The organism is Bradyrhizobium sp. USDA 3256, from assembly GCF_054058275.1.
The window spans coordinates 2,794,965-2,814,063 of record NZ_JBSSAE010000002.1 but is presented as its reverse complement, the minus strand read 5'-3'; the positions used below and the strand labels follow the sequence as shown (position 1 = coordinate 2,814,063).

The following is a 19,099-nucleotide window of genomic DNA, read 5'->3' as shown; positions in this document are numbered from 1 at the left end:
GATGGTCGAAAGCCGTGCGTTTGGTTGCGTGCAGGGGGCCTTGGGGGTCGTGCGGTAGCGATGGGGTCGATCGACAAGTACATCTTTAAAACGACGCTGGCGTCGTTTGCGCTTGTCCTGGTCAGCCTCACCGGCGTGATCTGGATTACGCAAGCGCTGCGCGGCATCGACCTGATGACCAGCCAGGGTCAGACCATCCTCACCTTCCTTGGCATCACCGGTCTCGTGATTCCCGCCCTGGTGCTGATCATCGCCCCGATCGCGCTGATGATCGCGATCTCCCACACGCTGAACAAGCTCGCGACCGATTCCGAAATCATCGTCATGAACGCGGCGGGCTTCTCGCCGATCCGGCTGTTCCGGCCGTTCTTCCTTGCCACCTGCGTGGTGGCGGCGCTGGTCGCCTTCATCGGCGCCTATCTCGCCCCCGACGGCATGCGCCGAATCAAGCAGTGGGACGCCGAGATCACCGCCGACGTGCTGACCAACATCCTGCAGCCCGGCCGCTTCGCCCAGCTCGACCAGAACTTGACGATCCGGATCCGCGAGCGCCTGCCCGGCGGCGTGCTCGGCGGCGTCTTCGTCGACGATCGCCGCGATCCGCAGGAGCGCGTCACCATCATCGCCGACCACGGCACCGTGCAGAAGACTGATCGAGGTTCATACCTCGTGCTCTATGACGGCAATCTGCAGCGGTTCGAGGTTGGCAAGCGCGATCCGGCGCTGGTCGCGTTTGCCCGTTACGCCTTTGACATGTCGAAATTCTCGCAGGGCCGCGACGTCACGCTCGGGATTCGCGAGCGCTATCTCTGGGAGCTGATGTGGCCGGACGAGGAAGACAAGACCTATCAGCAGCTGTCGGGCCAATTCTTCGCGGAGCTGCATGATCGCTTCATGGCGCCGATCTATCCGTTTGCGTTCGCTGCCCTCACCTTCGCCTTCCTCGGCGCGCCGCGCACCACGCGCCAGAGCCGCAATTTCTCGATCGGCGGCTCGGTATTCGCGGTGTTCGGCCTGCGCATGGTCGGGTTCGCCTGCTCGGTCATGGCGGTGAAGACGCCGCTCGCGGCGCTGGTGCAATATCTGATGCTGTTCGGCGGCATCGGCGTCGGCATCTGGATGATCGTCGGCGGCGTGGTCGTCGAACCGCCGCCGCGGCTGATGGAAGCGATCAACAGGAACAACGAGCGCATTGCGCGCCTCTTCCGGAGGCCGGCAACCGCATGAGCATGGTCACAAACACGCTCGGGCGTTATTTCGCCGGCCGCTTCGTGGTCGCGGCGGTGGGCGTGTTCGCGGGCATCTTCGTGCTGCTCGTGCTGGTCGATTACATCGAGATGGTGCGCAAGACGTCGGGCCTCGTCTCGGCCTCCGCGATCACGGTCGCGGAGACTTCCCTGTTCCGGGTGCCGCAGCTGCTCGAGAAGCTGATGCCGTTCTGCGTGCTGATCGGCGCCATGACTTGCTACCTCGCCTTGTCGCGGCGGCTGGAGCTCGTCGTCGCCCGCGCCGCCGGCGTCTCGGCCTGGCAATTCATCTCGCCGGCGCTCGCCAGTGCGATCATGCTCGGCATCTTCGCGACCACCGCCTACAATCCGGTATCGGCCAATCTGCGTGAGCTCTCCAAACGGATGGAGGCCGAGCTATTCGGCTCGGCGCCCGGCGGCGGCATACAGGACGCGTCCGGCTTCTGGCTGAACCAGATCAACGACGAGGGTCAGGCGATCATCAATGCGGCCCGCAGCGAACAGCAGGGCGTGCGGCTGACCGGCCTCACCGTGTTCCGATTCGATACGGCACTCCAGTTCAAGGAGCGAATCGAAGCGCGCGAAGCGGCGCTCGAAGACGGCCGTTGGGTGTTCAAGGGAGTGCGCCGATTCACCCTCGACAAGCCTCCGGTGGATCAGGACACCTTCTACCTGACCACCACCCTTACACCGGCACAGGTGCGCAACAGTTTCTCCACCCCGGAAACTGTGTCCTTTTGGCAACTGCCGAACTACATCCGTTCGTCGGAGAGCTCAGGGTTCGCGACGGCTGGCTATCGCTTGCAGTATCACAAGCTCATCGCACAGCCGTTTTTGCTGGCTGCGATGGTGATGTTGGCGGCTTCTGTGAGCCTCCGCTTCTTTCGGATGGGCGGCGTGCAGAAGATGGTTTTGAGTGGCGTGGGCGCAGGCTTTCTGCTCTACGTGCTGTCGAAAGTAACTGAAGATTTGAGCAAGGCTGAGTTGATGCATCCCATCGCTGCGGCGTGGTTGCCTGTCGTTGTGGGCAGCCTCACCGGTTTCTTAGCCTTGCTGTACCAGGAGGACGGGTAGTGGCTATCGTCGCCGCCCGCCAGTTGAGGTCGCCTGCTCTCGGGCGGCGCAGTGTCCTGCGCCGTCAACGGAGCCGCATGGCCGCGTTTGGCGTTTCGATCTCAGCTCTCCTCGCCGCGTTCGTCGTGGTCAGCGCGCTCGACGTTGTCGCGTCGACGCCGGCTGCCGCGCAGGCCTTCACCTATAATCCGCGCCCGCCGAAGCCGCCCCGCCCGCCGGCCAAGAATGACGGGCAGATGCTGGTTCAGGCGACCGAGGTCGATTACGACTACAACAACCAGCGCATCTCGGCCGTTGGCAACGTCCAGATGTTCTACAACGGCACCAGCGTCGAGGCCGACAAGGTCATCTACGACCAGAAGACCAAGCGTCTTCATGCCGAAGGCAACATCCGCATGACCGATGCGGAAGGCAAGATCACCTACGCCAACATCGTTGATCTCAGCGACGACTACCGCGACGGCTTCGTCGATTCGCTGCGCGTCGACACTGAAGACCAGACGCGCATGGCGGCGACCCGCGCCGATCGGTCCAGCGGCAATTACACGGTGTTCGACAACGGCGTTTATACCGCCTGTGCGCCCTGTAAGGATGATCCGAAGAAGCCGCCGCTCTGGCAGGTCAAGGGCGCGCGCATCATCCATAACCAGACCGAGAAGATGCTCTATTTCGAGAACGCCCAGCTCGAGTTCTTCGGCGTTCCGATGGCGTATCTGCCCTACTTCTCGACGCCCGATCCGACCGTGAAGCGCAAGAGCGGCTTCCTGATGCCGGGCTTCACCACGTATTCGGCGTTCGGCGTCGGCGTCGAAATCCCCTATTACTTCGCGCTCGCGCCGGACTTCGACGCGACGTTCAATCCGCGCATCACCTCGAAGCAGGGCGTGCTGTTCCAGGGCGAATTCCGTCAGCGCCTGTCGAACGGCGCCTATCAGATCCGGCTCTACGGCATCGACCAGCTTGATCAAGGCGCCTTCGCCGGCCAGCCCGGCGACCGCCAGTTCCGCGGCGGCGTCGAGACCAAGGGTCAGTTCGCGCTGAACGACAAATGGACCTGGGGCTGGGACGGCGTGCTGCTGTCCGACTACTACTTCATGTCCGACTACCGGCTGGCCCAGTACAAGGACCCGTTCGGATCGTTCCTGTCGCTGCCGACCGAGGCGATCTCGCAGCTCTATCTGACCGGCGTCGGCAACCGCAGCTTCTTCGACGCGCGCGCGATCTATTATCTCAGCTACTCCGGCAACCAGAACCAGGTTCCGGTGGTCGCGCCTGTTATCGACTACAACAACGTGATCAACAGCCCGATCTTCGGTGGCGAGTTCAGCTACAAGGTGAACTTCACCAACCTGACCCGCGAAACCGCGGTGTTCGACCCGATCACGGCACAGGCCGCCGACCCCCTTAACCCGTTGTGCACGACCACGTCCGCTGATCCGATGGCGCGGACGCCGTCGCAGTGCCTGCTGCGCGGCATGCCCGGCACCTACACGAGGCTGACCGCCGAGGCGCAGTGGCGCAAATCCTATACCGACCCGCTCGGCCAGATCTGGACGCCGTTCGTCGGCGTCCGCGCCGATGCCATCAACGCCGACATCTCGAACCAGCCGGGCGTTTCCAACTTCCTGCCGGTCGGCGACACCCAGACGGTTCGCCTGATGCCGACCGTCGGCTTCGAATACCGCTACCCCTTCATCAACGTGCAGCCGTGGGGCACGACGACCGTCGAGCCGATCGCGCAGGTCATCATCCGGCCCAACGAGCCCGACGCCGGCAGGCTTCCGAACGAGGATGCGCAGAGCCTGGTGTTCGATACCTCGAACCTGTTCGCGGTCGACAAATTCTCCGGCTACGACCGCGTCGAGGGCGGCAGCCGCGCCAATGTCGGCGTGCAGGCCACCACGCAGTTCGATCGCGGCGGCAGCGTCAAGGCGATGTTCGGACAGTCCTACCAGATGTTCGGGTTGAACTCGTTCGCGGTCGCGGACGTCACCAACACCGGCCTCGACTCCGGCCTGCAGAATCCGCGCTCGGACTATGTCGCGAGCCTCGCCTACTCGCCCAACCGCACCTACACGTTCAGCGTCCGCTCGCGGATGGACGAGGCGACCTGGAACATCAACCGGTTCGAGGCCCAGGCCAGCGCGAACTTCGACCGCTGGTCGGTCAGCCTGATGTACGGCGACTATGCCGCGCAGCCGGAGCTTGGCTATTTGACGCGCCGCGAAGGCATCCTCGCCAGCGGATCGGTCAAGGTGGCCGCGAACTGGGTGGTTCAGGGCGCGGCGCGCTGGGACCTTGAAGCGAACAAAATCAACCAGTACGCGTTCGGCGCGGGCTATGTGGACGACTGCTTCGTGCTGGCCGCCAACTATGTCACGTCCTATACCTATCAGGCCGGCTCGACGCCGCCCGTCCTCAGCCACGCGTTCATGTTCCAGATCGGGCTGCGGACGATCGCGCAGACCTCCACGTCCAGCAGTTCGGCTGGCATGCAGTAGCGAGCGGTCTGGCGGGGGGCTTGGATTGCCTGCTGGCCTGGGGCTCTGGCTTGAATTGGTTTAAACGGCTGACATGACGATAATGACGACCGCTAGCCTGCCAACGCGCCGCCATCAGCTAGTGTTGAGTTCCCTGCTGGCTCTTTTCCTCCTGCTCGGAGGCGGTGCGCGACTGCATGCCCAGGCCATCGCCGTGATGGTCAATGGCGAGCCTATCACCAATTACGACATCGAGCAGCGTGCCAAGCTGAACGCCCTGACCGGCGGCAAGACGCCTGATCGGAAGACCGTCCTCGACGAGCTGATCGATGAGAAGCTGAAGATCAAGGAAGCCAAGAAATTCGGCGTCGATCCCTCCGCCGGCGATATCGACCAGTCCTTCGGCGGCATGGCGCAGCGGATGCGGCTTTCCGGCGACCAGCTCACCAAGGTGCTCGAGGGCAAGGGCATCCGCCCGGACACGCTGAAGCAACGCATCAGGGCCGACATGGTCTGGACCAGCCTGGTCCGCGGCCGCTTCAAGGAAAGCCTGCAGGTTGGCGAAAAGGACGTGGCCAACGCGGTCAAGGAGACCGGAGGGGCGGCTGAGGCCGAGGCGTTCGAATACAGGATGCAGCCCGTCGTTCTGATCGTGCCCCGCGGCGCGCCGCAGTCGGAGTTCGAGGGGCGCCGCAAGGAAGCGGACAGCCTGCGTGAGCGCGTCACCAGTTGCGAGGAAGCCAACACCTTCTTCAAGTCGATGCGCAACGCCGCGATCCGCGAGATCGTCGTGAAGACCTCGGCTGACCTGCCGCAGTCGCTGCGCGACATCCTGGACAAGACCCCGGTCGGCCACCTCACCCCTCCCGAGGTCACCAAGCAGGGCGTTGAAATGGTCGCCCTCTGCGGCAGGAAGGCAACCACCGTCGACACGCCGAAGAAGCGTGAGATGCGCGACAAGATGTACGTGCAGAAGTACGAGGCGAAGTCGAAGGCCTACCTGCAGGAAGTCCGAAAAGCCGCGATGATCGAATATCCAGGCGGGCGATGATCGACTATCGTTGACGCATGGCTCAACCCCTCGCACTGACATCCGGCGAGCCCGCAGGCATCGGCCCCGACATCACGCTCGCCGCATGGCTGCGACGCCGCGAACTCGATCTCCCGCCGTTCTATCTGCTCGGCGACCGCGCCTCGCTTGGCGAACGCGCCAAGGCGCTCGGGCTTGCCGTCGAGTTGGCCGAGGTCAGCGCCGAGGAGGCATCCGCGACGTTCGCACGCGCCCTCCCCGTGGTTGCGACCGGCAAGGCGGCGACGGCGCGACCGGGCCAGCCCGACGGCACGAGTGCCGATGCGGCGCTGGCATCGATCCGGCAGGCCGTCGCCGATGTCGCCGCCGGCAAGGCCAGCGCCGTCGTCACCAATCCGATCGCCAAGAACGTGCTGTACCGCGCCGGCTTCCGGCATCCCGGCCACACAGAGTTCTTGGCCGAGCTTGCCGCAAGCGGCGGGCACGCGCCGCAGCCGGTGATGATGCTGTGGTCGCCGGCCCTCGCCGTGGTCCCGGTGACGATCCATGTGTCGGTCCGCGAAGCGCTGGCACAATTGTCGACCGACCTGATCGTGTCGACCGCGCGGATCGTGGTCGCGGACATGAAGGCGCGGTTCGGCCTCGCGGCGCCGCGGCTCGCCATTGCCGGCCTCAATCCGCATGCCGGTGAAGACGGCACGCTCGGCATGGAAGACGTCGAGATCGTCGCGCCCGCGGTCGAGATCCTGCGCCGCGATGGCATTGCCGTCCGGGGTCCGCTGCCGGCCGACACCATGTTCCACGCAGCCGCGCGCAAGACCTATGACTGCGCGATCTGCATGTATCACGATCAGGCGCTGATCCCGATCAAGACCGTGGCGTTCGAGGACGCCGTCAACGTCACGCTGGGGCTGCCCTTCATCCGGACGTCGCCCGATCACGGCACCGCATTCGATATCGCCGGCACCGGCAAGGCCAATCCATCGAGCCTGATCGCCGCCCTCCGGCTCGCCGCGCGCATGGCCGCGGCATCAAGCTAAGTGAGCACGATCGACGATCTGCCGCCGCTGCGCGACGTCATTCGCGAGCATTCGCTGTCGGCGCGCAAATCGCTGGGCCAGAATTTTCTGCTCGATCTCAATCTCACCGCGCGCATTGCCCGCGCCGCGGGCCCGCTGGAAGACTCCACCGTGATCGAGGTCGGGCCCGGTCCCGGCGGCTTGACGCGCGCGCTGCTTGCGCTGGGCGCCAAGCGCGTGATCGCCATCGAGCGCGACGAGCGGGCGCTGGCCGCGCTCGACTATATCGCCAAGCGCTATCCCGGCCGCATCGAGATCGTGCATGGCGACGCGCAGCGCTTTGACCCGCGTCCCTTGCTCGATGGCGCCAAGGCCAAGATCGTCGCCAACCTGCCCTACAACATCGCGACCCAGCTGCTGGTCGACTGGCTGTCGATCGAGCCGTGGCCGCCCTGGTATGACATGATGGTCCTGATGTTCCAGCGCGAGGTCGCCGAGCGCATCGTCGCCCATGAGGACGAGGAGGCGTATGGCCGGCTCGCGGTGCTCGCCAACTGGCGCGCCGAGACCAAGATCCTGTTCGACATCTCGCCCGCGGCCTTCGTGCCGCAACCGAAGGTCACGTCCTCGGTGGTACGATTGATACCGCGCGCCGCGCCCGAGCCGTGCGACCGCCGCATGCTCGAGCAGGTCGCGGCCGCCGCCTTCGGCCAGCGCCGCAAGATGCTGCGCCAGAGCCTGAAATCCCTATCGGTCGATCCGGCGCGGCTTGCTGCCGCAGCCGGGATCGACGCGACACGGCGCGCCGAAACCATTCCGGTCGCGGGCTTTGTTGCCATGGCCCGGGAATTGGCCGATATACGGGCCACAAAATAGAACAACAGGAGAAAACGTAATGGCGCGTATGGTTCGCCAATCCCTCGTCAAATTCGATGCACCGCTGTGCGAAACCATCATCGACACGCCGCAGCCCCAGGGACGCGAAGTGCTTGTTCGCATCGAGCGCTGCGGCCTGTGCCATTCCGATCTCCACATCCAGGACGGCTACGCCGATCTCGGCGGCGGCAAGAAGCTCGACACCACCCGCGGCATGACCCTGCCCTTCACGCTCGGCCATGAGATCGCGGGCGTGGTCGACGAGGTCGGCCCCGATGCGCCTAAGGATCTGATCGGGACGAAGAAGGCCGTCTTCCCCTGGATCGGCTGCGGCCAGTGCCGCGACTGCCTCGCCGGCGACGAGAACCTGTGCGTCAAGCAGCGCTTCCTCGGCGTCTCGATCGACGGCGGCTTCGCCACCCACGTGCTGGTGCCCGACGCGAAATACCTGCTCGATTACGATCCGCTGCCGGTCAACCAGGCCGCCACCCTGATGTGCTCCGGCGTCACCGCCTATGGCGCGCTGAAGCGCCTGGTCGATCGTCCGCGCCAGCGCAATCTGCTGCTGATCGGCCTCGGCGGCGTCGGAATGATGGGCCTGTCATTCGCGCAGGCGATGTTCAAGCAGCCGATCACGGTTGCCGATCTCAGCCCCGCGGCGCGCGAGACCGCGCTGAAGAACGGCGCGGCGGCCGCCTATGACCCGGCAGAGCCCGATGTCGTCAAGCGCATGCTGAAGGAGAGCGACGGCGGCTTCGACGGCGTCGTCGACTTTGCCGGCAACGAGAAGTCGATGGCATTTGCGGTGTCGACGGTCGCGCGCGGCGGCAAGATCGTGGTGTCCGGCCTGATGGGCGGCCAGTTCACGCTGCCGATGGTGCAGTGGGTGTACAAGCGCATGACCATCGAAGGCTTCATGGTCGGCACGCTGGCCGAAGGTCAGGAATTGATGGCGCTCGCCCGCGCCGGCAAGATCAAGCCGACGCCGATGAAGGAAGAGCCGATGGCCGACGTCCAGAAATGGATCGACGAGCTGCGCGCCGGCAAGGTCGTCGGACGCATCGTCCTGAAGAACTAGAGCTTGATCCGGAACAGCGTGACGCGGTTTTCCGAAAGATCATACTGAGACATGACGTCCCGCCGGTGCTGCTACCGCCGGCGGGATGCGGCCGCTCCGATGGAACCTGACAGTCGAACGAAGCCATCGTTCTGTTCGTGTTCCGCGGCCTTCGGCCCGCCGCAATTGCGGCACGCCGCGAGCCCCAATTAAGCCCTACCCGTTCCGGAATTGCGGCGCATTGCGACCCAACTCTTTGCCGAGATTAAGATCTCCAGCGTTTGCGTAAAAAAAGAGATACCGGGGACGCGTATGTCAAATCGTTCAGCGAAATTCGCTGCGGCGCTTGCCGCCAGCATCCTGGCGGGCGCCAGTTGCAGCGCCATGGCCCAGACCGCCGCCAATACGGCCAATAGCACCAACACCGCGGACACCTGTCTGTCCGCGCCCAAGGGAACCGCGCCTGCGGGAAGCCACTGGTTCTACCATCTCGATCGCAGCAAGAAGAAGTGCTGGTATCTCGGCGAGGCCAAGAACAAGGCCGCCAAGACGGCGACCACGAGCACGCAGCAACCGCCAGCGGCAGCCGCGCCCGATACCACAACGGCGGACGCGACGCCGCCACAGAGCCAGCCGACGCCGCAGAGCCAGCCCGCGCCGCAGCAGCCGGCGATGCGCAAATCAGTCGCTGATGCCCATGCCGAGTGGGCCTCGCCGCAGGTCGCAGCCGTACCTGCGCCAAGCGCCGACGCCGGCCAGGCCGGCGGGACGGCAGCGACGCCCGACCCGGCAGCCACGCCCGCCGGCGCCAACGCGCAGCCGTCCGACGTGAACGCCCGATGGCTGGATGCATCGAGCATGGCCGGAACCAACGGAACCCGGCGCGCCGCGGACCAGCCGACCGCGGTTGCGCAGGCAGACGCGACACCGCAACAAGCGGCCGCGCCGGTGCCTGCTGCGCCCGCCTCGGCCGAGGCATCCGTGGAGAAGTCACCGTCGTCGACACAGATGCTGCTGATCGTGATGGTTGGAGCCCTGGCGCTGGCCGGCCTGGTCAGCACGCTGGTGTTCCGGCTGACCCGCACGCGTACGCCGCCTTACGAGACCAAGGATGAGTGGCAGGCGCCATGGGATTCGCTGCACACCGAGCCGGCGCCCCCGATGGCAGTTGTCAGCCGGGACCGTCCGCTGCGGCTGTCCGAGGCTGCGCCGCGCCGCGCCGAGACACCCGTTCCGCGCCGTGCGGAGACGCCCGCTCCACGCCGCGCCGAGAAGCCAGCACCACGTCGCGAGACTACGCGTGATCGGGATCAAAGGGAGCAAGACAACAAGCAGATCGCCGCAATGCTGCAGCGGCTTGCGCGCAGCGCGACGAATTAAGGTCCGCTTGGGAAAAAATGCGAACGGACGTGATGCGGTCGCATCACGTCCGCAACGCGCTACTTCTCGAGCTGACGCTGCAGGCCGCGCACGAATTCGGTGAGGCCGGTGCGGCGCTCGCGCTTGAGGCGCTCGGCCTTCAGGATCGACTGCACCTCGGCAAAGGCATCGTCGACGTTCTGGTTGACGACGATGTAGTCGTATTCCGCCCAATGGCTCAGCTCATGACTGGCGCGGCTCATCCGTCCGCGGATGACCTCTTCCGAATCCTGCGCCCGGGTATGCAGCCGCCTCTCGAGATCGGCGGCCGACGGCGGCAGGATGAACACCCGCACCACATCGGCGCTGGCTTTCTGGTGGAGCTGTTGCGTGCCCTGCCAGTCGATATCGAACAGAACATCCTGCCCCACCGCTAGCGCGGCCTCGACCGGCGCGCGCGGCGTGCCGTAGCGGTTGTCGAATACGGTGGCCCATTCGAGCAGTTCACCGTGCTCGACCATCTTCTCGAACTTCTTCTTGTCGACGAAGAAGTAGTCGCGGCCCGCGACCTCGCCCGGCCGCATCGGCCGCGTGGTCGCCGACACCGACATCTTCAGGCCCGGCTCGCGCTCCAGCAGCATGCGCGACAGCGTCGTCTTGCCGGCGCCCGACGGCGACGACAGGACGAACATCAGTCCGCGCCGCTCTACGCCGTCAAAACCCTGCGCCGTCATCATTCACTCCAGATTCTGGACCTGTTCGCGGAACTGCTCGACCACGTTCTTCATTTCAAGCCCGGTGTTGGTCAATTCGACGTCGTTCGACTTCGAGCAGCAGGTGTTCACCTCGCGATTGAACTCCTGGGCGAGGAAGTCAAGCCGGCGCCCGACCGGACCGCCCTTGCCGATTATCTCGCGCGCCTGGGCAATGTGCGAGGCGATGCGGTCGAGCTCCTCGCGGATGTCGGCCTTGGTGGCGATCAGGATCGCCTCCTGATTGAGGCGGTCGGCATCGAAGCGGTCGGACGTCTCGAGCAGGGCCGCGATCTGCTCGGCAAGCCGCGCCTTGATCGCCTCGGGCTTGCGGCCGGGAGCGGTCTCGGCACGCTTGGCAAGCCGCTCGATCTCGTCCATCCGCTGCATCAGGATCTGCCCCAGCGCATCGCCCTCGCGGCGGCGCATCTCGACAAGGCTGCCGAGCGCCTGCTCGAAGGCCATCGCCGCCGCCTCGCGCGCCGCCTTGTCCTCGTCCTCGTTGCTCTCGGGCTCGACCACCTCGATGACGCCCTTGATGCCGAGCAGTCCGTCGATGCTCGGTGCCACCGCGTCGATCCGTTGCGCGAGCGTGCCGGCGACCTTCACCACGGCGGCAAGCACGTCCTCATTGATGCGGATCGTCTGCGCCGCGTCGGTGCGCTTGACGATGAGATTGGCGTAGACCGTGCCGCGCGACAGCAGCTCGCCCGCCCGCTTCTTGGCAAGCGCTTCCAGTTCGTCCCAGCCCGGCGGAAGCCGCAACCGCAGGTCAAAGCCCTTGGCATTGACCGATTTCAGCTCCCACTCGAACGTATAGGGACCGCTTGCGCCATGGCTTCGGGCAAAGCCAGTCATGCTCGACAGCGCCATCGCGTGAAACTCTCCAACAGAAGGATATGGGACTCACCCGGAGCCTGCGAGACTCGTGGGGAGCCGGTGCGACCTTAAAACGGATTCCGTGAAAGTGGAATTACGTTCCACCGCCGGAAACGCAGAGCTACAGCATGATCCGGAAAAGTGTGTGGCGGTTTTCCGAAAGATCATGCTCAAACAAGAAGCTAAAGCTCGATGACGATCGCGCTTTAGCGCTGCACCACCGGTGGCGAATTGGTCTGCTGGGCTGCGCCCTGCCGACCGCGCGGCGGCTTCTTTTGATTGGTGGGCTTCGGCGTCGTCGCCGTGGGATTGGTGTCGGCGCCGGGCGCCGCGGCGGCGGGCGCCGGATCATCCGCGGGCTCGACGGTGTCGTTCTGGATCTGCTTTTCCGACGCGCGCAGTTTGGCGACGTTCTTCGCGTGCTGGTCGTAGGTTTCGGTGAAGGCGTGGCCGCCGGTTCCATCGGCGACGAAGAACAGGTCGCGGGTGCGCGCCGGGTTGGCGGTCGCCTCCAGCGAGGCGCGGCCCGGATTGGCGATCGGTCCGGGCGGCAGGCCGTCGATCACATAGGTGTTGTAGGGCGACGGCTGCGTGATCTCGCTGCGCTTGATCGGACGGCCCAGCGTTCCCTTGCCGCCCACCAGTCCGTAGATGATGGTCGGATCGGACTGCAGCTTCATCCGCTGGCGCAGGCGGTTGACGAACACTGCGGCGACGCGGCTGCGCTCGTCGGCGCGGCCGGTTTCCTTCTCGACGATCGAGGCCAGCGTCACCAGCTGGTCCGGCGATTTCAGCGGCGTGTCGGTGTTGCGGCGTTCCCAGATTTCGGCGAGCACGCGCTTCTGCGCCTGCTGCAGGCGCTGGATCACCTGGTCGCGCGTGGTGCCGCGCGGGAACTTGTAGGTCTCCGGCAGCAGCGTGCCCTCGCGCGGGATCTCGCGCACCGAGCCGGTGAAGATGTCGTTGTCGGAGAGCCGCGTCACGATCTGCTCGGAAGTCAGGCCTTCCGGTATCGTGATGGCGTGCTGCACCACCTTGCCGTCGACGATGGTGGCGATGACGTCGCGCAGGCTGGCATTCTTCTGGAACGAATATTCGCCGGGCTTGAGATCGGAGCTTGCCTTCAGCGCGAACACGCCGCCGATGAAGACCCACGGATTGACGTTGATCACGCCCTCACGCGAGAGCACGTCGGCGATGTCACGCTTGCCGGCGCGCGCCGGGATGTTGACGATCTTGTCTTCCTGCAGCGGTCCCGGCGATTCCAGTGCCTGCTTGCCGTAGTAGTACGTCGCTCCAGCGCCGATCATCAGGATGATCAGGATGGTGAAGATGGCATTGCCGACGATCACGAAGGGATTGCGGGCGCGATCCGAGCGCTTGGGCGGCGGCGGAAGCTGTTCGGGCTCCAGCGCGGCGCGTGGACTCCTCGGTGAAATGGGCGGCCTCTCACTCATCGATGCAAACCAATATCCTGCCGGTTGAATCGTGGCCGGACAAACCCCTGCCCTGCCAATAGCATACGCCCGCTATTAGGAGTCACCGCGGAATACGGCAAAACGGTGGACTAGTTCTAAAGACCTACTAATTGGTCACGCGCTGCACGATCACGGAAGCGTTTGTGCCGCCGAAACCGAAGGAATTGGACAGCGCCACATTGACGTCACGCTTGCGCGACGTATGCGGCACAAGATCGATCGCCGTTTGCACCGACGGATTGTCGAGATTGATGGTCGGCGGCACCACGTTATCGCGAATCGCCAGGATCGCGAAGATCGCCTCGATCGCGCCGGCCGCACCGAGCAGATGTCCGGTCGCGGACTTGGTCGACGACATCGAAACCTTCGAGGCCGCATTGCCGAGCAGACGCTCGACCGCGCCGAGCTCGATCTCGTCGCCGACCTGCGTCGAGGTACCGTGCGCATTGATGTAGTCGAGGTCGGATGCCGCGAGGCCGGCGCGCTTCAGCGCCATGCTCATGCTGCGGAAGCCGCCATTGCCGTCCGGCGGCGGCGAGGTGATGTGGAAGGCATCGCCCGACAGGCCATAGCCGGTGACCTCGGCATAGATCTTCGCGCCGCGGCGCTTCGCGTGCTCGTATTCCTCAAGCACGAGGACGCCGGCGCCCTCGCCCATCACGAAGCCGTCGCGATCCTTGTCGTACGGCCGCGATGCCTTTTCCGGGGTCTCGTTGAAGCCGGTGGACAGCGCACGCGCTGCGCAGAAGCCGGCGATGCCGATGCGGGAGATCGGCGATTCGGCGCCGCCCGCGACCATCACCTCGGCGTCGCCGAGCGCGATCAGCCGCGCTGCGTCGCCGACCGCATGCGCGCCGGTCGAGCACGCCGTGACCACCGCATGATTGGGTCCCTTCAGGCCGTGCTCGATCGAGACGTAGCCGGAGGCCAGATTGATCAGGCGGCCCGGAATGAAGAACGGAGAGACCCTGCGCGGTCCGCGCTCCTTCAGCAGCACCGCAGTCTCGGCAATGCCGGTGAGGCCGCCGATGCCGGAGCCGATCATCGTGCCGGTGGCGAACTGGTCCTCATCCGACTTCGGATGCCAGTCGGCATCGTCCAGCGCCTGCTTGGCCGCGCACATCGCATAGACGATGAAGTCGTCGACCTTGCGCTGGTCTTTCGGCTCCATCCACTGATCGGGATTGAAGGTGCCGCCAGTGCCGTCGCCGCGCGGAATGTAGCAGGCGACCTGGCTCGGCAGGTCGGACACGTCGAACGTGTCGATCTTCTTGCCGCCGCTGTCTCCGGCGAGGATGCGCGCCCAAGTTGCGTCAACGCCGCAGCCGAGCGGTGTAAGCATGCCCAGCCCCGTGACGACAACTCGTCTCATTTCCACGTCTCCGGCCAGCAATGCGCGGCTGATAATAAGAAGCCGGGGGACCGCTCGATCACGGTCCGTCCGGCCCCGTCAACTTCGCGATCGGCGTCAGCTCTTCGCGTTCTTCTCAAGAAACTTGGTCGCGTCGCCAACGGTCAGAATCGTCTCCGCCGCGTCGTCGGGAATCTCGCAACCGAATTCTTCTTCGAATGCCATCACGAGCTCGACGGTGTCGAGGCTGTCGGCGCCGAGGTCATCGATGAAGCTCGCGCTATCGACCACCTTCTCGGGTTCGACACCAAGGTGCTCGACCACAATCTTCTTAACCCGCTCGCCAATCTCACTCATCGTTCAACCTCGTTGTTCCATTGGACCCGACCCCAAGACGATACGAGCCATCGTGGTCGTCTCGATTACTCAGTCGCGCATAGTCTTGATTCGGCCCGGTCGTAGCCGACTAAAGCCCCGGCGAACGGCAGGCGTCGCCACGCCAATATACAGGGTTTCAAAATCCTGCAATGGCGTTCTTCGCCCATCCACGGGGGCTTCAGCTACCATACTTCCAAAGCCTTGACTACACGCCTGAACCGGCTCCCGAAAACGGCTTTTCGCCGCATTGCGAGAGCCGGCCAGTAGCTCAAATCATAGCCATCCCGCCGTTGACGTGGATCGTCTGTCCGGTGACGTAGGCGGCCTCGTTTGAGGCCAGATAGACCGCCGCAGCAGCGATATCCTCGGGCGTTCCGAGCCGAGCCGCAGGAACCTTCGCCAGGATGGATTCGCGCTGCTTGTCGTTCAGCGCATCGGTCATCGGCGTCTTGATGAAACCCGGCGCGATGCAATTGGCGGTCACGCCGCGCTTGGCGTATTCGGCGCCCAGCGTCTTGATCAAGCCGATGATGCCGGCCTTCGACGCGGTGTAGTTGCCCTGCCCCGGATTGCCGGTGACGCCGACGATCGAGGTGATCGCGATGATGCGGCCGAAGCGCTTGCGCATCATCAGCTTGGTCGCGGCGCGCGCCAGGCGGAACGTCGCGGTCAGGTTGACCGCGATCACGTCGTCCCAATCTTCGTCGCGCAGCTGCACGAACAGGTTGTCGCGGGTGATGCCGGCGTTGGCGATCAGGATGTCGACCTGCCCCATCGCAGCTTCCGCTGCCGGCACCAGCGCCTCGACATCATCCTTGCTCGAGAGATTGCACGGCAGCACGTGCACGCGCTCGCCGAGCTTGGCCGCGAAGCTGTCCAGCACCTCACGCCGCGTCCCCGAGATCGCCACCGTCGCGCCCTGCGCATGCAGCGCCTGCGCGATCGCGCCGCCGATGCCGCCGGTTGCGCCCGTGACGAGCGCCGTCTTGCCAGTCAGATCAAACATCGAATTCTCCTTCCGGCTGCTTCAAGCCGAAGCTGCGAGCGCGTCCTTGGCCGCAGCGATATCGTTCGGACCGCCGACGGACACGCCGACCGCGCCGTCGGCAATGCGCTTGACAAGGCCGCTCAGCACCTTGCCGGCGCCGATCTCGAAGAACCGCGTCACGCCCTGCCCTGCCATATAGGCAACCGACTCGCGCCAGCGCACGGTGCCCGTGACCTGCTCGATCAGGCGGCGGCGGATCTCGTCGGGATCGGTGATGGCGGAAGCCAGCACGTTGCTGACGAGCGGCGCCGCGGGCGCCTTGATGGTCACGCCCGACAGCGCCTCTGCCATCGCATCGGCCGCCGGTTGCATCAGCTTGCAATGGAACGGCGCCGACACCGGCAGCAGCATGGCGCGCTTGGCGCCCTTGGTCTTGGCGATTTCGACCGCGCGATCGACGGCGGCCTTGTCGCCGGAGACCACCACCTGGCCGCCGCCATTGTCGTTGGCGGCCTGGCAGACCTGTCCCTGCGCCGCCTCGTTGGCGACCGCCACGGCGGTTTCGTAGTCGAGACCGAGCAATGCGGCCATCGCACCGACGCCGACCGGCACCGCCTTCTGCATCGCGAGCCCGCGGGTGCGGAGCAGCCGCGCGGTGTCGCTGACGGAGAGGCTCCCGGCGGCGGCCAGCGCCGAATACTCGCCGAGCGAGTGCCCGGCAACGAAGGCCGCGTTGCGGCCGACCGAAAAGCCGGCTTCGCCCTCGAGCACGCGCAATGTGGCGATCGACACCGCCATCAGCGCGGGCTGGGCATTTTCGGTGAGTTGCAATGTCTCGCCGGGACCATCCCAGATGATCGCGGTCAGCTTCTCGCCCAGCGCGGAATCGACCTCGTCGAACACCGCCCTGGCCGCCGGAAAGGCGTCAGCCAGGGCCTTGCCCATGCCGACCGCCTGCGAGCCCTGCCCGGGAAACGTAAATGCTGCCGTCATCGGCGATCCCTACCTTGTTGAGCGTGATCTCCGCGCAGGCGCTTTACGCCCGCCGCAGGGGAAAACGGTATCCGCGTCGCGCAAAACGCGCCACAGCGGGTCCGGGCCAATCCCTTGCAACCAAGCCTTGGCAATAAGGCCTTGGCAACCAAGCCTTGACAACCAAGCCTTGCAACCGGCCCCGGACCGGGCCGTAAGACACTGACGGAGGCGGTGCTGTCAAGCCGCGCCGGAGGAACCCTGGGGATGCCGGTCCGGCTCCGGGCTAGAACCCGCCGGCATTCTGGTCGGCGTTAACCTCGGCGCCAGCCCTCGCCCGGCGTGCGCTGTTGACCAGTTGGCCCGGACGATCCTCGCTGGCGGGCCTGGCGGTCGCCAGCCGCAGCACGGCGGCGTAACCCGGCTGCACCTCCATCCGGCCGGCATAGCGGCTTTCGCTCAGGATGCGATGGACGCGCGGCAGGTTGTAGCAGGGCACGTAGAACAGCAGATGATGCTCGAGGTGATAGTTCACGTAGTACGGCGCGATGAAGAGACGCTCGAGGACGTTGGCCCGTGTGGTGCGGGTATTGCGCAGGGGATCGGAGCTGTCGGGCACGACGGCGTGTTCGGCAATGTTGCGGATACGCGTGATCACCATCATCCAGGTCAGCAGAGGCACCAGCCACAACAGCGGATAGGCCCACCACACGCCGGCGGCGGCGAGGCCCGCGAACAGCAGCGCATTGGTGACGCATTGCGGCCCGAGCTTCTGCCAGAAGTTGGCGGCGCGCCGCGACAACGGCCACTCCTTCGGCCCGATCGCATTGAGCAATTGCGCCTTGCGCTGCTGGTAGCCGGTCTGCCCGGTGATATCGCGGAAGAACTTGCGGCGGTAGCTCAGCTTCGTGATCGGAAACGGCGCCGACAGCACGAGATCGGGATCATCCTCCTGCTGCGTCCGCGCATGATGCTGCAGATGATAGCGGCGATAGCCGCGGGTCTCCGCGAAGATCGGATAGGCGCAGAACCACTGGCTCAGCGTCAGATTGGTCCCCTCGTCCGCCGACAGGCAGCCGTGCGCCCCGTCATGCATCAGGATCGCGAGCCCGAGCTGGCGCGAGCCGATGATCGCGACCGCGAGCAGATAGGTCAGCGGATTGGGCCACCACGCGACCAGCGCGATCGCGCCCAGGATCAGCGCCCAGGCGTGCACGATCAGGGCTGCGCCCTTCCACGTGGTGCGCTCGCGCACCGCGACCAGTTCGTCCTCGGTGAGGAAATCACGGGCTCGCATGCGAAGCGCGGTCATGTGCTTGTCTCCCCGTCCGTTGAGGATGAAGTGCTGTGATCGCCGACCAGCCGCAGACGCGTCCCGTCATTGGCCGACGTTGAAGTTGATGTCGCCTGCTCGCCGAGCGCGCGCAGCAATTCGCGGCACATTTCCTCGGAGCCGCGGCCCATCGCGAAACCTTCGACGATCACGCCGATCGCGATTGCCCAGAATCGCCGCGAGCTCTCCTCGGGCGCGCGCAGCGAGCGCCAGCCATGCCGCTCGACCTGGCTCGCATAGGCGCGCGCGCCTTCGCTGTGCAGGCGTTCGATGGTGCGCTCGACCAGGGGCGCGAGGTCCTGCCGGCGTCGCGTGAGAGTCAAGGCCTCCGCGAAGAAGGCGACCGTGTCGGTCGCGGTCACGGTCTCGGCCAAAGCGTGGGTGTAGTCCCGCGGGGTGTGCGCATTCAGGGCGGCCTGCTCGGTCGCGCGCGCGAGATAGAGCATGTCGCGGCTGGCGGCTTCGACGAACAGCGCTTCCTTGGTGCGGAAGTAATAGGTGATCTGGCTCGGAAAGGCGTCGGCGGCCGCGGCGATATCGGAGATCGATGTGCCCGAGAGCCCGCGCTCCTTGAACAGGCGGCTGGCGGCATCGAGCAGCAGCGAGCGCATCTTGCGCCCCGCCGACCGCGTCGCGCGGACCGCGTGCTTCGGATCGGGCGCAGACATGCCGCCGGCGGTCTCCGAACCCATATCTCATCCTCCTAAAGATATTTGTATGACACACAAACAAAGAAATCAACGGGAAAACGCCCGAGGTTGCGTCAAACGGCCTGGAGGGCTACGACGCCTCGCGCATCCGGAGGCCGAGAACCCTTGCTTTCGCG

Annotated in this window: 17 protein-coding genes; 8 read left to right on the top strand and 9 right to left on the bottom strand. The window is 65.4% G+C overall.

Annotated elements, in window-relative coordinates; translation table 11 throughout:
• Positions 1-60: 60 nt before the first annotated feature.
• From lptF to ACVWY5_RS14730, 8 genes are all read left to right on the top strand, one after another.
• Positions 61-1,227 (top strand): LPS export ABC transporter permease LptF, encoded by a 1,167-nt coding sequence (gene lptF, locus ACVWY5_RS14765; RefSeq protein ID WP_028335174.1) that lies wholly within the window; start codon positions 61-63, stop codon positions 1,225-1,227.
• A complete protein-coding gene (gene lptG / locus ACVWY5_RS14760) occupies positions 1,224-2,321 on the top strand; it encodes an LPS export ABC transporter permease LptG (protein ID WP_028335173.1) in 1,098 nt (365 codons plus the stop codon). The genes lptF and lptG overlap by 4 nt, the downstream gene beginning before the upstream one ends.
• Positions 2,322-2,398: 77 nt before the next feature.
• Entirely contained in the window at positions 2,399-4,822 is a 2,424-nt protein-coding gene (locus ACVWY5_RS14755; protein WP_157346447.1) for an LPS-assembly protein LptD, read from the top strand.
• Positions 4,823-4,904: 82 nt separating this feature from the next.
• Positions 4,905-5,852 (top strand): SurA N-terminal domain-containing protein, encoded by a 948-nt coding sequence (locus ACVWY5_RS14750; RefSeq protein ID WP_038377610.1) that lies wholly within the window; start codon positions 4,905-4,907, stop codon positions 5,850-5,852.
• A gap of 17 nt (positions 5,853-5,869) precedes the next feature.
• Positions 5,870-6,871 (top strand): 4-hydroxythreonine-4-phosphate dehydrogenase PdxA, encoded by a 1,002-nt coding sequence (gene pdxA / locus ACVWY5_RS14745; protein WP_028335170.1) that lies wholly within the window; start codon positions 5,870-5,872, stop codon positions 6,869-6,871.
• The gene (gene rsmA / locus ACVWY5_RS14740) at positions 6,872-7,726 is read left to right on the top strand and encodes a 16S rRNA (adenine(1518)-N(6)/adenine(1519)-N(6))-dimethyltransferase RsmA (RefSeq protein ID WP_028335169.1); all 855 of its coding nucleotides are present in this window, start codon (positions 6,872-6,874) and stop codon (positions 7,724-7,726) included.
• 19 nt (positions 7,727-7,745) lie between these two features.
• Entirely contained in the window at positions 7,746-8,804 is a 1,059-nt protein-coding gene (locus ACVWY5_RS14735; protein ID WP_028335168.1) for an alcohol dehydrogenase, read from the top strand.
• Between the two features lie 291 nt (positions 8,805-9,095).
• Positions 9,096-10,163, top strand: coding sequence for a hypothetical protein (locus ACVWY5_RS14730; RefSeq protein WP_051376202.1), 1,068 nt, complete (start codon positions 9,096-9,098; stop codon positions 10,161-10,163).
• 59 nt (positions 10,164-10,222) lie between these two features.
• Here the strand turns inward: ACVWY5_RS14730 and gmk are convergent, their stop codons facing one another.
• From gmk to ACVWY5_RS14685, 9 genes are all read right to left on the bottom strand, one after another.
• Entirely contained in the window at positions 10,223-10,876 is a 654-nt protein-coding gene (gene gmk, locus ACVWY5_RS14725) for a guanylate kinase (RefSeq protein WP_028335167.1), read from the bottom strand.
• Between the two features lie 3 nt (positions 10,877-10,879).
• A complete protein-coding gene (locus ACVWY5_RS14720; protein WP_028335166.1) occupies positions 10,880-11,767 on the bottom strand; it encodes a YicC/YloC family endoribonuclease in 888 nt (295 codons plus the stop codon).
• A 212-nt stretch (positions 11,768-11,979) separates the two neighbouring features.
• Entirely contained in the window at positions 11,980-13,230 is a 1,251-nt protein-coding gene (mltG, locus tag ACVWY5_RS14715) for an endolytic transglycosylase MltG (RefSeq protein WP_016844279.1), read from the bottom strand.
• Between the two features lie 127 nt (positions 13,231-13,357).
• Positions 13,358-14,623 (bottom strand): beta-ketoacyl-ACP synthase II, encoded by a 1,266-nt coding sequence (gene fabF / locus ACVWY5_RS14710; protein ID WP_028335165.1) that lies wholly within the window; start codon positions 14,621-14,623, stop codon positions 13,358-13,360.
• A gap of 96 nt (positions 14,624-14,719) precedes the next feature.
• A complete protein-coding gene (locus ACVWY5_RS14705; protein WP_002716125.1) occupies positions 14,720-14,959 on the bottom strand; it encodes an acyl carrier protein in 240 nt (79 codons plus the stop codon).
• 289 nt (positions 14,960-15,248) lie between these two features.
• A complete protein-coding gene (fabG, locus tag ACVWY5_RS14700) occupies positions 15,249-15,986 on the bottom strand; it encodes a 3-oxoacyl-[acyl-carrier-protein] reductase (RefSeq protein ID WP_028335164.1) in 738 nt (245 codons plus the stop codon).
• A 21-nt stretch (positions 15,987-16,007) separates the two neighbouring features.
• Complete coding sequence (fabD, locus tag ACVWY5_RS14695; RefSeq protein WP_028335163.1) at positions 16,008-16,961, bottom strand: ACP S-malonyltransferase; 954 nt, start codon at positions 16,959-16,961, stop codon at positions 16,008-16,010.
• Positions 16,962-17,226: 265 nt separating this feature from the next.
• Positions 17,227-18,252 carry a fatty acid desaturase family protein gene (locus tag ACVWY5_RS14690; protein WP_028335162.1) on the bottom strand — a complete coding sequence of 342 codons (1,026 nt, stop codon included), beginning with the start codon at positions 18,250-18,252 and terminating at the stop codon, positions 17,227-17,229.
• Positions 18,249-18,965, bottom strand: coding sequence for a TetR/AcrR family transcriptional regulator C-terminal domain-containing protein (locus tag ACVWY5_RS14685; protein WP_028335161.1), 717 nt, complete (start codon positions 18,963-18,965; stop codon positions 18,249-18,251). The genes ACVWY5_RS14690 and ACVWY5_RS14685 overlap by 4 nt, the downstream gene beginning before the upstream one ends.
• Between the last annotated feature and the right edge of the window lie 134 nt (positions 18,966-19,099).

Coding starts and splice junctions, on each gene's coding strand:
- fabD (WP_028335163.1), bottom strand. CDS start 16,961: ATGACGGCAGCATTTACGTTTCCCGGGCAGGGCTCGCAGGCGGTCGGC.
- ACVWY5_RS14755 (WP_157346447.1), top strand. CDS start 2,399: ATGGCCGCGTTTGGCGTTTCGATCTCAGCTCTCCTCGCCGCGTTCGTC.
- pdxA (WP_028335170.1), top strand. CDS start 5,870: ATGGCTCAACCCCTCGCACTGACATCCGGCGAGCCCGCAGGCATCGGC.
- ACVWY5_RS14690 (WP_028335162.1), bottom strand. CDS start 18,252: ATGACCGCGCTTCGCATGCGAGCCCGTGATTTCCTCACCGAGGACGAA.
- mltG (WP_016844279.1), bottom strand. CDS start 13,230: ATGAGTGAGAGGCCGCCCATTTCACCGAGGAGTCCACGCGCCGCGCTG.
- fabG (WP_028335164.1), bottom strand. CDS start 15,986: ATGTTTGATCTGACTGGCAAGACGGCGCTCGTCACGGGCGCAACCGGC.
- gmk (WP_028335167.1), bottom strand. CDS start 10,876: ATGACGGCGCAGGGTTTTGACGGCGTAGAGCGGCGCGGACTGATGTTC.
- lptF (WP_028335174.1), top strand. CDS start 61: ATGGGGTCGATCGACAAGTACATCTTTAAAACGACGCTGGCGTCGTTT.
- ACVWY5_RS14705 (WP_002716125.1), bottom strand. CDS start 14,959: ATGAGTGAGATTGGCGAGCGGGTTAAGAAGATTGTGGTCGAGCACCTT.
- ACVWY5_RS14730 (WP_051376202.1), top strand. CDS start 9,096: ATGTCAAATCGTTCAGCGAAATTCGCTGCGGCGCTTGCCGCCAGCATC.
- fabF (WP_028335165.1), bottom strand. CDS start 14,623: ATGAGACGAGTTGTCGTCACGGGGCTGGGCATGCTTACACCGCTCGGC.
- ACVWY5_RS14720 (WP_028335166.1), bottom strand. CDS start 11,767: ATGGCGCTGTCGAGCATGACTGGCTTTGCCCGAAGCCATGGCGCAAGC.
- ACVWY5_RS14685 (WP_028335161.1), bottom strand. CDS start 18,965: ATGGGTTCGGAGACCGCCGGCGGCATGTCTGCGCCCGATCCGAAGCAC.
- lptG (WP_028335173.1), top strand. CDS start 1,224: ATGAGCATGGTCACAAACACGCTCGGGCGTTATTTCGCCGGCCGCTTC.
- ACVWY5_RS14750 (WP_038377610.1), top strand. CDS start 4,905: ATGACGACCGCTAGCCTGCCAACGCGCCGCCATCAGCTAGTGTTGAGT.
- ACVWY5_RS14735 (WP_028335168.1), top strand. CDS start 7,746: ATGGCGCGTATGGTTCGCCAATCCCTCGTCAAATTCGATGCACCGCTG.